Source organism: Comamonas composti DSM 21721 (assembly GCF_000429845.1).
Taxonomy (GTDB): domain Bacteria; phylum Pseudomonadota; class Gammaproteobacteria; order Burkholderiales; family Burkholderiaceae_C; genus Comamonas; species Comamonas composti.
On record NZ_AUCQ01000012.1, the window covers coordinates 174,588 to 188,703 of the forward strand.

The following is a 14,116-nucleotide window of genomic DNA, read 5'->3' on the forward strand; positions in this document are numbered from 1 at the left end:
GCTGTCGCCAACAGGCCAGGCGAGCCGGATCGAGGCATGGGGCCAATCGCATGCAAGCCCCGGATGCTGCCTATACTGCAGCAGTCTCCGGTTTTCCCTCTCCCGCCATGCTCCACGACCTCGCCGCTTGCCGCGAACCGCGTCTGCACTCATGTGTCTTGCGTGCCTTGTGGGAGTCCGATGCCAGGCCTCAGCCCACGCGACGCCAGTTGCTCCAGGCTGGCGGCCTGTTTGCAGGACTGGCGGCCCTGCCGGCCGGGGCGCAGAGCACTGCGGCACCGGGAACGCACGGCCTCACGCTCATCATTCCGTTTGCGCCCGAAGGGCCTGCGGATCGCCTGATGCGCCAGCTGCTCGCGGCGGCGGGCCAGGAGCTGGGGCCGGTGAAGATTCTTCACGTCCCCGGAGAGAGCGGCGCCAAGGGCACGGCCATGGTCGCGCGTGCCAGCGCCCAGGACCAGGTTCTGCTGTTGGGCTCGGTCTCCACCTTTGCGGTCAAGCCCTGGCTGCAGCCCCAGCAGAGCTACGATGCGCTGCGCGACTTTCACCCGCTGCTGCTGCTCTCGCACATGCCGAACGTACTGGTCATGAGCAGCGCCCAGGCCAGGCAGTGGCGCATACAGTCTCCACTGGATCTGCAGCGCTTTCTCGCGCGCCAGCGCAAGCCTTTGCGCTTTGCGTCCAGCGGCACCTGGGGCCTGGGCCATCTGACCGGCGAGATGTACCAGATGCTCACGCGCCTGCCCTTGCAGCACCTGCCTTTTTCCGGGGTTCAGCCCGCGCTGTCGGCCCTGCTCGAAGGCTCGGCCGATCTGATGTTCGACAACCTGGCCTCCTCGCTGCCGCATATCCGCGCGGGGCGGCTGCAGGCGATTGCGGTGACCACCTCCCAGCCCTCCCCGCTGCTGCCCGGCGTTCCCTGCCTGAACGAGAGCATTCCGGGACTGGACACGGCCACCTGGTTCGGCCTCTTCGCCCCCGCGAGCTGGGGTGGCGATCAGGCCCACAAGCTCGCCCAGGGCTTTGCGCGGGCGCTGCAACGCCAGCCCGTGCAGGACTATCTGGCCACGCAGGGCGGCCAGCACCCTCCTGTCGTGCACCAGGAGTTCGCACGCTTTGTGCAGGCCGAGCACGGCAAATACGGCCAACTGGCGCGCAACGCCCAGCAGGGCCAGGCCTGAGAACATGTTCACGATCTGAGCGGCGAGACCTGCACGGCACCCATGCCTTCCGCCGCGCGGCAAGGAGACGATGATGACCAGCAAGCATGCCCGCAGCGCGCAGCCCGCAACCGGCGTTGCGCCCGCCGTCTACGGCCAGTCCGACCGTCCTCCGCGCGGCGACTACAGCCGCGCCGCCGCCGACTACACCTGCGCCCAGGACTATGCGGCCTATACCGAGGCCGACCACGACACCTACCGGCGCCTCTACGAGCGCCAGTCGGCTCTGCTGCCCGGGCTCGCGAGCCGGCACTTCATCGAGGCCCTGCCCAGGCTGGGCGCCAAGGAGCGCATTCCGCGCTTCGACGAAGTCAACGAGCGCCTGTACCGCGCCACGGGCTGGGAGATCGTGGGCGTGCCGGGGCTGATTCCCGAAGTGCCGTTCTTCTCCCTGCTCGCAAACCGCAAGTTCCCGGTCACCGACTGGATACGCACGCCCGGGGAGTTCGAGTACATCGTCGAGCCCGACATCTTCCACGACCTGTTCGGCCATGTGCCCCTGTTGTTCAACCCGGCGATCGCCGACTACATCCAGGCCTACGGCCAGGGCGGACTCAGGGCTGCGGGCCTGGACGCCTGCGAGATGCTCTCGCGCCTGTACTGGTACACGATAGAGTTCGGTCTGGTGCGTGAGGACGGCGGCCTGCGCGCCTATGGTGCAGGCATTCTGAGCTCCTCGGGCGAGCTGGCCCACTGCGTGCAAAACCCCGAGCCGCTGCGCCTGCCGCTCACGCTGGAGCGCGCCATGCGCACGCTCTACAAGATAGACAGCTACCAGCAGACCTACTTCGTGATCGACAGCCTGCAGCAACTGTTCGACTTCACGACCCAGGACTTCGCCCCGCTCTACGCGCGGCTGCGCAACCAGCCAACGGTTGCCGCCCATACGCTGGAGCCTGCGGACAAACCGATTGCCATCTGCTAAAAAGTGAGCTGTAAGCGCTTGCTACATATCGATTTCAAGATATTTTACATCTGAAATCAAGAACTGGAGCGTGCTAGCAGCTCATCTTTTGATTGATCCTGAAGCTTTTGCCTGAGCTCCAGGCAAAACTGCCAGACGCGGGCATCGTAGATCAGCTGCATATGTGCAAGATCGGCCAGCCCGTGCTGCTCATGGCCTTCAAGGCTTGCCACGGGCACGGGAAAGACGATGTTGTCGCAGGAGCTCCACCAGCAGGTGAAGTCCACATCCCGTGCAGGCGGGCCCAGGCGCTGCAGCCATTCGCCGCCCTCGCGCATGTCAAGGCCGGGCAGGCGATTCACGAAGCGCGCCAGCCACAGGCCATGGTGGGGCGTGGCCAGGGTCACCACATGGGCCGCGAGCTCCCGGCGTTGCGCAGGCGCCAGCCCCGCAAGCCAGGCCCGCGCCACCAGCCCGCCCATGCTGTGGGTGACGATCAGCGGCGCCCGTCCCGTGGCCTGCACCATGCGGCGCACGCAGGCATCGAGGCTGGGCACCATGGCATCCACATGCGCACCCTGCGCAGGCTCCAGGGTCACGGCCGCGCAGGCAATGCCCCTGGCCTTGAGCCTCCTCAGCCAGGGCGTCCAGGCCGCACGGTTGCACATGAAGCCATGCACCAGCACCAGGCCGACCTGGTCGTGCGCAAGGCGCTCCCCATCGGGCCAGCCATCGGCCTCGGCCTGGCTGCGAAACGGCATGCGCCAGACGAACAGCAGCAGGGCCAGCCGCCATTCGTTCAACCAGGCGGCCAGCATCACGCCCCAGCTCGGCACAGGCGTCCTGGATGCACGCGCCACGGATCGCATGAGCAGCATTTGCGTGGCCAGCAAAAGCCCTGGCCAGGAAAGCCACAGCACACTGCCCGCCACCGCGAGCGCAGGGGAGAAAGACCAGCACCAGACCAGCCAGATCAGGGCCCCGACCAGAGTCCACAGCAGACAGACCCGCAAGATGCGTGCGTTCATGAACCACCTCCTCCAGATTTTTCTGCAAACCCGGGGCGATGCCCGAGAGCGTGCTCACGATCTCAGGCGCCGCCGGTCTTGCCCGAAGAGGACTGGGCATGGACCCAGTCGTCATACTCCTTGCTGGCCGCCTTGACCAGGGCGCGGTTGTCGTGCCAGCCCGGATGAAAGCCGGGCACGAACCAGGACAGCCACTGCGGAATCAGGCGCAGCAGGAAACCGGGGCTCACGAACTGCTCGCGCAGCAGGCGGCCCCAGCCACGCCAGTCGGACAGGCGGCCATCGCTTTTGACCAGCTGATAGGTGAAATACCAGATCATCGCGCTGAAGATCGTGCTCACAAGCAGCATGCTCAAGCAACGCGAGCCATAGCGCAGCAAGGGATTGGGCACGGCCACCTTGAACACATCAAAGGCCACGCTCTTGTGTTCGGCCTCCTCCACCGCATGCCAGCGCCACAGCTTGTGCATGCGGCTTTCCGCGCCGCTCAAGGCCTTGGGATGGCTCAGCAACTGGTCAGCGAACATGGCCGTGTAATGCTCAAGACAGATGGTGATGGCCAGGCGTACGCGTGGCGACAGATGGCGGTTCGCGAACTTGCGCTGATCGGCCACGATCTTCTCCAGCCTGGCCACCGGCGCGCCGGCAGCCTCCAGGCGCGCGTTGTAGCGGCGGTGCTCGCGCGTGTGCAAGGCCTCCTGCCCGATGAAGCCTGCCACATCCCTGCCCAGAGGGCTGTCCGCTGGAATGCGGCTGCGGTAGTGGGCCACGCTGTCGATGAAGGCGCGCTCGCCTTCGGGGAACATGATGGACATGGCGTCATAGAAGCGGGTTCTATGGCACTCCCTGTTCAGCCAGTGAACAGGAATGTCGGACTGCATCTGAAAATTGATATCCCGCCGCCGAACTTCGGCATGCTGCTGATCCAGAGACATCTAGCTCTCCTTGTGGTGTGTGCGACACAGGACAAGCAACAAAGCTGCCAGACCATGGATGAGCCAGAGCGCCAGCAGGCCCAGCCCCCAGCCATCGCGCAGGCCAAAGCACAGAGGCAGAACACCCAGGGCGGCGGCGGCCAGCGCCAACCAGACCGGCAACCCCCAGCCACGGCCATCCGACATCGCTCCCAAGGCAATTGTCGCGATAAAGATAATCGCAAAGAAAAACGGTTGTGCATACTGCGGCCACTGGCCTTCTCGGTAAATGTAGTAAGCAACGACGGCGAACAGCAGCAGGCCGCCCGCACCGATCAAGGCACCGGGAAACAAGGGCTTTCCCCGGGTCAAATGCGGTACGGGCAAACGGGCATAGCGCAGCAACGGCACCAGGTTGGCCCACAAAGGGTTGCAAGAAAGCGTAGGCTGGTGCACGCCGTATTGCACGGGAACGTCGGCGATCCTGGGTTGAAAAGTACCGAACAGTTGATCCCACATCAGGAAAGTGCCTCCGAAATTGCGATCCAGGTACTCGGGGTTGCAGCCGTGGTGCACGCGGTGGTGGGCGGGCGTGATCAGGACTTTCTCCAGCCAGCCCGAGCGCTCGACGATGCTGTTGTGGTTATAGAACTGCACCGTGTAATGCAGTATCGACACCGACAGGAAAACCTCCAGCGGGACCCCGAAAAAAGCCAGCGGCAAGGTCGTGAAAGGCAGCGTGGTCAAAGAGGAGGCCCAGGCATTGCGAATGCCCAGCGACAGGTTGAAATGCTCGCCCTCATGGTGGACTGCATGCACGCTCCAGAGCAGCGCAAACTTGTGGTGCAGACGGTGCATCCAGTAAAAGCCCAGGTCCCAGACCAGCAGCGCAAGAATCCAGACCGCCCACGGATGCCAGGCCGCAGCCCAGCCCAGGCTGAAGCTCTTCAGCACCCAGGCATAGACCGCGACCTCTAACCCGCGAAAAAACCACATCAGGATATGGCCCGAATTCAGGTTCAGCACCATGTCTCGCCAGGGTATGGCCTGGCCCTTGCGCATGCGCTGGTAGAACAGCTCGGCCAGCACCAGGCCGACCATGCCCAGCAAGGGAAGCGCCATTGCATTCATGGCTTGCGCTCCTGAAACCTCATAAGGCGCGGCCATGCAGCGCCATAACGCGCCAGCAGCCCATGGCAGGCCAGGCCAATGGCCACTCCCGCGCCCAGATCGATGAACAAATGCCGGCGCGCTGCGACCACCGACCACAAGATTGCCAGCCCCCAGAGCGCCAGCGCCGCGCTTTTCCAGGGCCTGTGCCGGTCCCACAGCACCAGGGCGCAGATCACGGTCAATGCCCCGTGCAGGGACGGCAGGCAGTTCTCGCGCGAATCCACAGCTGCCAGCATCTGCAGCGCCTGGGCGCTCAAGCCGCCCTCGGGAATTGCCGGGTAGACCAGGGTCGTGGGCCAGAGCAAAAAAACCGGAGCACACAGCAAGGCGCTGAGCTGCATGCTGCGCTTGAGGCGTCCAATGCGCTGCAGCGGCGCGCAGAAATAGGCCACGGGCACGAATGCGAAGAAGGAGAGATAGAGCCAGATGGCTGCGGGCTCAAAGCCTATCCAGCGATCGATCAGCCCTTCATCGAGCACAAAAGACTCCCGCCAGGCCGCACGCCCCAGGCTATAGACCACGCCCACCAGCCCCCAGCCCTGGAGCATGGCGCCAAGCCGCCTCTTCCAGCTCACCGGCATGCGACCTCCGCCGCACGCCAGCGCCGCAGAATACGCCTGCGCTTGGCATCGGGGGCCGCCGGCGGCAGCGTGTCATGCAAGCGCCAGCGCAGCAATCCCGTGACCACACCCTGACGGTGCAGATAGTCCTCCAGTTGCGCCCGGAACAGGGGCAGTTGCGCGGCCTCGGCCTGCACGAACAGCTCAAGCTCGGCTTCGGCGATCTGCACCAGCCGGTAATCGGCCGTGAGCGGCAGCGCCTGGGCCAGAGCGCGCGACAGGCCATCGGCCAGCACCGCGATGCGCTCGCCATCGCTGCCCGGCAGTTGCAGCATGTCGTCGCAGCGCCCTTCTATGCGCTCCAGGACCATTTCATGGCTGCCGCAGGCACAGGGCTGCGCGCGCCTGACCAGGATGTCGTCCAGCCGGTAACGCACCACGGGCTGGGTGATGCGCGAGAAGTCCGTGATCACGGGCACAAAGCGCGCCTCGTCCAGCCATTCGGGCTCTATGTGCACATGGGCCTCGTTCAGGTGCAGGCTGCCCTGGCTGCAGGTCGCGGCCAGAAATCCTTCCGTGGCCTGATAGACCTCGCCCAGCTCGCCCTGGGCACCAAACACCTGTTGCAGCAGAACCTTGTCCAACGGCTCCAGCACCTCGGCGCAGGAGATCAGCTTGCGCGGCGCAAACGCCATCTGCGCTTGCTGCCGGGCCAGGGCCAGACTGCGCAGCAACTGGGCCGGCCCCACGATGATGCTGGGCGCATAACGATTGAGTCGCTCCAGGTGCGCGGACAGCGGCTGCATCAGGTCGAAGAACTCGAACGACAACCAGGGACTGCGCACTGCCATGTAGAGGTTGCTGTTGGCGCGCAGAAACAGCGCCACGCGCTCGCCCGCGAACAGACCGCGCGGCAGCATGCGCGCCAGCATCACGCCGGCCCAGGTGGCCCGCTCCTGCGGGCTGACCACGAACAATCCGCGCGATCCCGAGGTGCCCGAGGACAGGCCCACGCTGAAGCCCTTGACCACGGAGCTGAAGTCGCGCGAGCGCTCGGCCTGCATGGCGCAGGCCAGCAGCTCGTCACGCAGCAGGCCCGCCGTGTTCATGCGGTCGAAGTGCTCCATCATCAAGGCCTTGTCCATCATCGGCCACGCATGCAGCGGCCTGCCGACAAAGGGCTTGAAATACGGGCTCCTGACCAGGGTCTGATGCATGAAGGCGGCCAGCCGGCGCTGCTGCCACACCTCCAGCGCGGCACGGCTTTCAAAGCGCTGGTGCCGGCTCTTCCAGTAGGTCCAGAGCATGCGGGGAAGCTGCATTACAGGGCACCCTCATGCGTGAGGCAGATTCTGGCCCCGCCCGCCTTGTGCAACTGGTGCAGGTCCTGCAAGGTCCGGTAGTAGGCCCCGCTGTCCTGCATGATGACGTGGGCCAGGCGCGAAGGGCCGACCAGCTCCTCGTAGCTGCGCGGCGACCAGGCGGCGTCGGCAGCCAGCAGCACCCAGCCTTCATCGGTATTCACAAAAGCCCCCATATGCCCAGCCGCATGCCCGGGCAGGTGCACGAGGACGATCTCCCCATCGGCCCCGGGCGCCAGATAGCCCCGGGCAAACGGGGCCAGGCTGCTCGCAAGCTCGATGGTTTCAAAACTCTCCATGGCTAGGAGCGAGCTCTCGAAGCCTGCGGGAATCAGATCCGGGATAAAGCCCTGGCGCAAAGCCGCCAGCCCGCGCAGGCTGCGCGTCTCGTTCCAGCCCGCCCCTGAAAGCCAGGTGGGTACACCGGCGAAATCCTTGAGGCCCGCAATATGGTCGCCATGAAAATGTGACAGCATGACGGCGTTCAGATCCCCGGGGCGCAAGCCTTTTTCACGCAGCTGCAGCACCAGGGCCGCACTCGCATCGAAGTGCACGGGCGTGATGCGCCGGTACCATGCGAACAGGCCGCTGCGCGTGCTGTCCAGAAAGCGCTGGGCATAGCCCGTGTCCCAGAGCCAGCGTCCGCGCGCAGTCTCTATCAGATAGGCGCGCGAGGGAAAGCGGCAACTGGCCAGCCCTGCCCCCTTGAGCGCCACGCAGGCCACATGAGTGCACCAGCCCGCTTCAAAGACCGTAATCTTTGCCATGCTCTCGGATCCATTCAACGGTTGCCGCCAGGCCGTCGGCAAGAGAAACCACGGGCTCATAACCGAGCTGCTGCCTGGCGCGGGCGATATTCAGCGTCATGTCGTAATTGAGCATGCCTGCCGCGTAACGGGTCAGGGTCGGCTCGCGCCCGCTCATCCTGGCCCAGGTCTCGGCCGCACGTGCAGCCATGTCCACCGCTGGATAAGGCACGGCGACCAGGCGAAAGTCCAGACCCAGCGGCCCCAGCACCGCACCCAGCACGTGGCCCAGCGAGGTCGGCTCGCCATTCGTGATGTTGAACACCGAGCCCGAAGCCACATCCGCCCGGCCGGCCAGATCCATGGCATGAACCACGTTGGTCACATAGGTGAGATCGATGCAGGCCTGGCCTGCACGCGGCATGGGCAGGCGCCCTCCGCGCTCGCGGACCAGCCTCAGCACGCGGGGGAACAACACCCTGTCATGCGGGCCAAAGATGCCGCGCGGCCTGAGCATGACAAAGCGCGTGCCACCATCGCGCAGCGCAAGATCGCGAATCACCTGCTCCGCCTCGGCCTTGGTGCGCGCATAGTGGTTGACGTAGTGCGCAGGTCGGAAGTCCTCGTCAATGTCCCGGCGGTGGCTGTAATCGAAATAAAGCGATGGCGTGGACACATGCACAAAGCGCTCCACGCCCCGCGCCACGGCCGCCTGGGCCAGACCCTGGGTGGCTTTCACATTCGCCGCAAGAAAGTCCTGCGCGCGTCCCCAGGGCGAGGACAGGGCCGCACAATGCCAGACCGCCTGCACGCCATCGACCAGAGATTCAAACGCGGACCGCGAGGCCCGGGCCAGATCCAGGGCCACGAACTCCGCACCGCCCGCAGCCAGGGTCTTGCCGACGCTGCCATCACGTCCCGTGGCACGCACGTTGCGCCCACGGCCCTGCAAGAACTCCACGGCATTGCGGCCCAGACCGCCCGTAGCCCCCGTGACCAGAACCGTCATAGGCGCACCACCATGCCGCCCACGGACAGGCCTGCGGCCGTGCCGAACATCATGATCCGGCTGCCCGGCCCTGCACGCCCCGTGACAAAGGCTTCATGCAAGGCCGTGGGAATGGAGGCCGCCACCTGATTGCCATGGGTGGCGTAGATATCGATGATCTTCCCGGGCGCGACCTTGAGCCTTTGCACCATGTGGCGCATGCCCAGATGGCTGGCCTGGTGGGGAACAATGGTCTGGATCGCATCCAGCCCCACGCCCGCCTGGGCCAGCAGCCGCTCGAGCACCTCGTCGATCACCCCGGCCGCCATCTTGAACACACCCTTGCCGTCCATGCGGAACAAAAAATCCGAGGGTTCGACGCCCACGCGCGGATTGCGGCGCGTGCCACCCGCGCGTATCTCGCACAAGGCCTTGCCCGCAGGGTAGGTGTGGAGCAGATAGCTTTCTATGCCGCTTGCACCGTCCCCGCGTTCCACGATCGCGGCCGCAGCCCCGTCGCCAAAGATCAGCGAAGCTTCCGCGCAACCCCAGTCTATGCCCCGCGATGCGAGATCCGAAGCCACGACTGCAATCCGCTTGTAGCTGCCCGTATTGAGCAGACTGGCGGCCACATGCAGGGCTGCAAGAAAGCTCAGGCAGCTGGCCGCGATGTCAAAGCCCGGCGTGCCGTCCGGCAGCCCGGCCACATCGAGAATGCGGCTGGCCGTGGCCGGCAAGGCCTGCTCCTGCACCCCTGAGGCCGAAAGCAGCAGATCGATGGAGCCGGGCCTCAGATCCGCACGGGCCAGCGCATCCTGCAGGGCGCGTGCCGCCAGATCCGACTGGCATTCGTCATCCCGCGCGTAATAGCGCTGCACCATGCCCGAACGCTTTTGCACATGGCCCCGGGGCTTGCCCAATTGCAGATCGAGTTCCGAGGACAGAACGCACCGGCTGGGCAGAGCCTTACCCGTAGCCAGAATGGTGAGAGGTAAAAACAGGCTCACAAAAATCCTTTGTCTGATCTCTGGACGGCTGGAGGGCGCCGGCCCATGGCCTTCAGAAACCGCTGCTGCGAAGCCACGAGCTCGAAATAACCCAGGCGCCGGTAATCGAGCTCATGCCGGGCCGCAAGATCGCGCACCTTGTCGGCCAGCGCCGGGTAGTGCCTGTGGCTGTAGCCGGGCAGCAGGTGATGGGTCAGATGGTGGTTCAGCCCGCCCGTCAGATGGCCGAGGAAACCGGGGCGCGGTTGCCAGTCGCAACTGGTCAGAAAGGCATGCCTGTCGCGACTGTGATCCAGCCTTGCCTCGGCATCCAGCTCGAAGAACTCGGTTTCGGCCCAGTGCGTTCCCAGCAGCAAGGTCAGCAAGACCCAGGAAGCCAGGGCCTGACCGCACAGCCAGGCCAGCAAGATGGCGCCATAGCCGAGCTGCGGCCCCTGGAGCACCAGGGGCAAAACCAGGAACAGGCCCAGATGGGCGAGCTTGGAAAACACGAAAACCGCCCAGCCACGCAGTCCTGGCAAAAGCCTGTCCTTGGCCAGAGGCGTCTTGCCCAGACGGTCGGACCAGTCGTAGACCAGGCTCACATAAAGCAGGGACAGGGCAGCGATCACAGGCCAGTACAGGTGCTGGAAGCGAAACCAGGGATACCAGGCCTGATGAGGCGTCTGGCGCAAAAAGGCATTCGCCTCGGTGTCCACGTCGTAATGCTCGATGTTGGCGTACGGGTGGTGGTAGCGCACATGGCGCTGCTTCCAGAAAACCGGCTCATTGCCCATGGGCAAGGCCGCAAGCCGCATGGCCAGCGCATTCACCCATGGCCTGGGCGACAGAGCTCCATGCGATGCATCATGGGACACATTGACCGCCAGCAGCACAGCACACAGGTGCATGAGCACATACAGCACGCCAAAAGACCAGGCGCTGCCGGCCGCCAGCGCCAGCCCGTAAAACAGCAAAGTCCCCAGCAGCAGCAAGCCTATCTTCAGCCAGATGCCCGCATCGGCATAACGGTGGTCCCCGGCTTGCTCGAGGAGCGCGCGCGCTGCGGTGCGCAGCTCACGAGAAAACGCTCTGTCAGCCGACTCGTCAAAACCGGGGAGCCTGCCGAACAGCGGGTCCATTTTCAAAATTTGTTCTGCCATCGTGCGCAGTTGCGTTGATACAGGGATTTCAAGCCATCAGTCGTGGGCGCAGATGATTGCACAGTTAATCAATGCGATTGCCACACTTTGTGCTGCAGCGCACAACGCCATTGTGGGAACACACTCTTAGAAACGAAACAGTCGCAACGGACTACATCATTCTCGACATATGCCCTAGGACTACTCCCATAGACCGCAAGTGCCCGGTCTGTACAGAATCTGTAGCAAAGGTGCCCCACCGCACCTAGGCCCCGCATTCTTTTCTGCGGCTTTTGCGGGCTAGTCTCCTGCAGATTGCAAAATTTCATTTAAATACATATGGACACTGCGCTCTGGCTCAAGAACTATCCTCCTGGTGTTCCGCATGAGGTTCATCCCGAGCAATATCAATCGCTGACGCAGTTGCTGGAGGAGGCATTCACCCAGCATGCAGACCGACCGTTCTCGGTCTGCATGGACCGCTGGATGAGCTATGGCGAGCTTGATCAGCTGTCGGCCCGCCTGGGCGCCTGGCTGCAGGGTCTGGGACTTGCGCCCGGCGCACGCGTGGCCATCATGCTGCCCAATATTCCCCAGTTCGCGGTCAGCATGGCTGCCGTGCTGCGTGCAGGCTATGTCTGCGTGAACGTGAACCCGCTCTACACACCGCGCGAACTGCGGCACCAGCTCGAAGACTCGGGGGCCGAGGCCATCATCATTCTTGAGAACTTCGCCCATACGCTGGCCGAGGTGCTGGAGCACAGCGCCGTGCGCCATGTCTGCCTCACGGCCATGGGCGACCTGCTGGGCGGCCTGTACGGCAAGTGGATCACCTTTGCCGTGCGCCACCTCGCGAAGATGGTGCCGGCCTATGAGCTTCCCTTGAGCGAGGGCCGCCGGGTCACGCGCTTTCCCCAGGCCCTGAGCGCTGGATCCCAGCGCCGGCTGGCGCCCAGCCAGGCCACGCCAGACTCCATCGCCTTCCTCCAATACACGGGCGGCACAACCGGTCTGTCCAAGGGCGCCGTGCTCACCCACCGCTGCATCGTGGCCGCCACGCTTCAGGCCCAGGCCTGGTTCACGCCCGCACTCCAGGGCCATGTGAAGGGCGAGGAGACGCACATCATCGCGGCGCTTCCGCTCTACCACATCTTTGCGCTCACGGTCAGCCTGTTCGCCACCAGGCTGGGCGCGAGCCTGAGTCTGATACCGAATCCACGCGACATTCCTGCCTTCGTGAAGGTCCTGGCCAAACGCCCCTACCACGTGCTGCCGGCGGTGAATACCTTGTTCAACGCCTTGCTGAGCAACCCAAAGTTCCGCGAGCTCGACTTCTCCCAGCTGCGCGTCTCACAGGCCGGAGGCATGGCCGCTTCCGAAGGCACGGCGCGCCAGTGGCAGCAGGTCACGGGCTGCGTCATGGTCGAAGGCTGGGGCATGAGCGAGACCTGCGCCATAGGCACGAACAACCCGGTCACGGCAAAACACTTCAGCGGCAGCATAGGCCTGCCTCTGCCTGGCATAGAAGTCGCCGTCAAGAACGACGAAGGACAGGATGTGCCCATGGGCGAAGCGGGCGAGCTGTGCATCAAGGGGCCGAATGTCATGACGGGCTATTACAACCAGCCCGAAGAAACCGCCAAGGCCTTTACGGCCGACGGCTTCATGCGCACAGGCGACATAGGCCTCATGGACGAGCAAGGCTTTTTCCGCGTCGTCGACCGCAAGAAGGACATGATGGTGGTCAGCGGCTTCAACGTCTATCCCAACGAGGTGGAGAACGTGGTCTCCATGTGCCCGGGCGTGCTCGAATGCGCTGCCGTGGGCGTGGCCGACGAACGCCAGGGCGAGGCCATCCGGCTCTATGTGGTTCGCAGCGACCCCTCCCTGACCGAAGACCAGGTACTGCGCTACTGCCAGGACAAGCTCACGGGCTACAAACGCCCGCGCCAGATCGAATTCCGCAATGACCTTCCCAAGACCAATGTGGGCAAGATACTGCGCCGGGCCTTGCGCGAGGGCACCTAGTCCGGGGCGCGCCTGGCCGGGCTGACAAGACTGCACAGGCCTGCGATTTTCAAGCCTTCATGGCCTGTGTTTTTTTGCTGGATTCAATGACTGCTATCTCCCCCACATCCACCGCCTTGCCACCAGGCATGAGCGTGCTCGAGCGCGGCTGGCTCTCGGCCAACAACATTGTTTTTGCGGCCGACTCCGGTGACGAGCCCGGGGCTGCTGTCGTCGATACCGGCTATCAAATCCATGGCGAGCAGACCGTGACGCTGATCGAGGCTGCACTGGCCGGGCAGCCGCTGGCACGCATTCTGAACACCCACCTGCACAGCGACCACTGCGGCGGCAATGCAGCCCTGCAGACGCACTGGCCCCAGGCCCAGTGCCTGATCCCTCCGGGCCAGGCCGAAGCCGTGCACAACTGGGACCCCCATGCACTCAGCTACACGCCCACGGGTCAGGACTGCCCGCGCTTTGCCATTCACGGGCTGCTGGAGCCCGGCGCCGAAGTACGCCTGTCGGGACGTGACTGGCAGATCCATGCAGCCCCCGGTCACGACCCGCACTCCATCATCCTTTTCGAACCCCAAAGCCGTACCCTTGTTTCGGCCGATGCCCTCTGGGAAAACGGGTTTGGCGTGGTCTTTCCCGAACTCGAAGGCGAAAGCGCCTTCGATGAAGTCGCCGCCACACTCGATGTCATCGAAGGCCTTGCACCACAGACCATCGTGCCCGGTCATGGCCCGGTGTTCTACGCACTGGAGCCAGCGCTTGCCACGGCACGCCGCAGGCTGGAAGGCTTTGTCCAAGACCCCAAGCGCCACGCGCTTTATGCAGCCAAGGTGCTGCTCAAGTACAAGCTGCTCGAATGGCAACGCATTCGCCTAGATGCGCTGCGGGCCTGGGCCAGGCAGACACCGTATTTCAGGCTGCTGCATACACGTTACTTCTCTCTCCAGACCGAGCAGCAGTGGCTGCAGGAAATCGTTGACGGCCTCATCTCCAGCGGCGCTGCACAACGCCAGGAATCTGCGGAGCAAGGCAGCTGGCTGCTCAATACGTGAGCACAAGCTGATTCCGG

The 14,116-nt window shown here is 64.4% G+C and carries 13 protein-coding genes; 4 read left to right on the forward strand and 9 right to left on the reverse strand.

All coding sequences use genetic code 11. The features are described 5' to 3' along the window. Positions 1-107 precede the first annotated feature (107 nt). Both G486_RS0108720 and phhA read left to right on the forward strand, forming a co-directional pair. Positions 108-1,181 carry a Bug family tripartite tricarboxylate transporter substrate binding protein gene (locus tag G486_RS0108720; RefSeq protein WP_084455146.1) on the forward strand — a complete coding sequence of 358 codons (1,074 nt, stop codon included), beginning with the start codon at positions 108-110 and terminating at the stop codon, positions 1,179-1,181. A 73-nt stretch (positions 1,182-1,254) separates the two neighbouring features. Further along, positions 1,255-2,145, forward strand: coding sequence for a phenylalanine 4-monooxygenase (phhA, locus tag G486_RS0108725; RefSeq protein WP_156919955.1), 891 nt, complete (start codon positions 1,255-1,257; stop codon positions 2,143-2,145). 56 nt (positions 2,146-2,201) lie between these two features. Here the strand turns inward: phhA and G486_RS21845 are convergent, their stop codons facing one another. From G486_RS21845 to G486_RS21860, 9 genes are all read right to left on the reverse strand, one after another. Continuing rightward, positions 2,202-3,152, reverse strand: coding sequence for an esterase/lipase family protein (locus tag G486_RS21845; protein WP_051303317.1), 951 nt, complete (start codon positions 3,150-3,152; stop codon positions 2,202-2,204). Between the two features lie 62 nt (positions 3,153-3,214). Continuing rightward, positions 3,215-4,087, reverse strand: a complete 873-nt coding sequence (locus tag G486_RS0108735) for a metal-dependent hydrolase (protein WP_034387006.1) — start codon at positions 4,085-4,087, stop codon at positions 3,215-3,217. Next, on the reverse strand, positions 4,088-5,197 hold the full coding sequence (locus G486_RS21850) for a sterol desaturase family protein (protein WP_051303319.1): 1,110 nt from the start codon (positions 5,195-5,197) through the stop codon (positions 4,088-4,090). Beyond that, on the reverse strand, positions 5,194-5,820 hold the full coding sequence (locus G486_RS21855) for a phosphatase PAP2 family protein (RefSeq protein WP_051303321.1): 627 nt from the start codon (positions 5,818-5,820) through the stop codon (positions 5,194-5,196). The genes G486_RS21850 and G486_RS21855 overlap by 4 nt, the downstream gene beginning before the upstream one ends. Then, positions 5,811-7,121 (reverse strand): F390 synthetase-related protein, encoded by a 1,311-nt coding sequence (locus G486_RS0108750; RefSeq protein WP_027015204.1) that lies wholly within the window; start codon positions 7,119-7,121, stop codon positions 5,811-5,813. The genes G486_RS21855 and G486_RS0108750 overlap by 10 nt, the downstream gene beginning before the upstream one ends. Further along, complete coding sequence (locus G486_RS0108755) at positions 7,121-7,927, reverse strand: MBL fold metallo-hydrolase (RefSeq protein WP_027015205.1); 807 nt, start codon at positions 7,925-7,927, stop codon at positions 7,121-7,123. Before G486_RS0108755 ends, G486_RS0108750 begins: the two co-directional genes overlap by 1 nt. After that, complete coding sequence (locus G486_RS0108760; protein WP_027015206.1) at positions 7,905-8,915, reverse strand: NAD-dependent epimerase/dehydratase family protein; 1,011 nt, start codon at positions 8,913-8,915, stop codon at positions 7,905-7,907. Before G486_RS0108760 ends, G486_RS0108755 begins: the two co-directional genes overlap by 23 nt. Next, on the reverse strand, positions 8,912-9,901 hold the full coding sequence (locus G486_RS0108765) for a 3-oxoacyl-[acyl-carrier-protein] synthase III C-terminal domain-containing protein (RefSeq protein ID WP_245587276.1): 990 nt from the start codon (positions 9,899-9,901) through the stop codon (positions 8,912-8,914). Before G486_RS0108765 ends, G486_RS0108760 begins: the two co-directional genes overlap by 4 nt. Continuing rightward, the gene (locus tag G486_RS21860) at positions 9,898-11,043 is read right to left on the reverse strand and encodes a fatty acid desaturase family protein (protein ID WP_245587277.1); all 1,146 of its coding nucleotides are present in this window, start codon (positions 11,041-11,043) and stop codon (positions 9,898-9,900) included. Before G486_RS21860 ends, G486_RS0108765 begins: the two co-directional genes overlap by 4 nt. A gap of 318 nt (positions 11,044-11,361) precedes the next feature. On the opposite strand from G486_RS21860, the gene G486_RS0108775 reads away from it, so the two are divergent. Together G486_RS0108775 and G486_RS0108780 are read left to right on the forward strand one after the other, a co-directional pair. After that, positions 11,362-13,050, forward strand: coding sequence for an AMP-binding protein (locus G486_RS0108775; protein WP_027015208.1), 1,689 nt, complete (start codon positions 11,362-11,364; stop codon positions 13,048-13,050). 86 nt (positions 13,051-13,136) lie between these two features. Continuing rightward, complete coding sequence (locus tag G486_RS0108780) at positions 13,137-14,099, forward strand: MBL fold metallo-hydrolase (protein ID WP_027015209.1); 963 nt, start codon at positions 13,137-13,139, stop codon at positions 14,097-14,099. Positions 14,100-14,116: the final 17 nt, after the last annotated feature.

What these genes read in the sequence shown, in the direction of transcription:
- G486_RS0108720 (WP_084455146.1), top strand. Translation starts at nt 108, where the DNA reads ATGCTCCACGACCTCGCCGCTTGCCGCGAACCGCGTCTGCACTCATGT.
- phhA (WP_156919955.1), top strand. Translation starts at nt 1,255, where the DNA reads ATGACCAGCAAGCATGCCCGCAGCGCGCAGCCCGCAACCGGCGTTGCG.
- G486_RS21845 (WP_051303317.1), bottom strand. Translation starts at nt 3,152, where the DNA reads ATGAACGCACGCATCTTGCGGGTCTGTCTGCTGTGGACTCTGGTCGGG.
- G486_RS0108735 (WP_034387006.1), bottom strand. Translation starts at nt 4,087, where the DNA reads ATGTCTCTGGATCAGCAGCATGCCGAAGTTCGGCGGCGGGATATCAAT.
- G486_RS21850 (WP_051303319.1), bottom strand. Translation starts at nt 5,197, where the DNA reads ATGAATGCAATGGCGCTTCCCTTGCTGGGCATGGTCGGCCTGGTGCTG.
- G486_RS21855 (WP_051303321.1), bottom strand. Translation starts at nt 5,820, where the DNA reads ATGCCGGTGAGCTGGAAGAGGCGGCTTGGCGCCATGCTCCAGGGCTGG.
- G486_RS0108750 (WP_027015204.1), bottom strand. Translation starts at nt 7,121, where the DNA reads ATGCAGCTTCCCCGCATGCTCTGGACCTACTGGAAGAGCCGGCACCAG.
- G486_RS0108755 (WP_027015205.1), bottom strand. Translation starts at nt 7,927, where the DNA reads ATGGCAAAGATTACGGTCTTTGAAGCGGGCTGGTGCACTCATGTGGCC.
- G486_RS0108760 (WP_027015206.1), bottom strand. Translation starts at nt 8,915, where the DNA reads ATGACGGTTCTGGTCACGGGGGCTACGGGCGGTCTGGGCCGCAATGCC.
- G486_RS21860 (WP_245587277.1), bottom strand. Translation starts at nt 11,043, where the DNA reads ATGGCAGAACAAATTTTGAAAATGGACCCGCTGTTCGGCAGGCTCCCC.
- G486_RS0108775 (WP_027015208.1), top strand. Translation starts at nt 11,362, where the DNA reads ATGGACACTGCGCTCTGGCTCAAGAACTATCCTCCTGGTGTTCCGCAT.
- G486_RS0108780 (WP_027015209.1), top strand. Translation starts at nt 13,137, where the DNA reads ATGACTGCTATCTCCCCCACATCCACCGCCTTGCCACCAGGCATGAGC.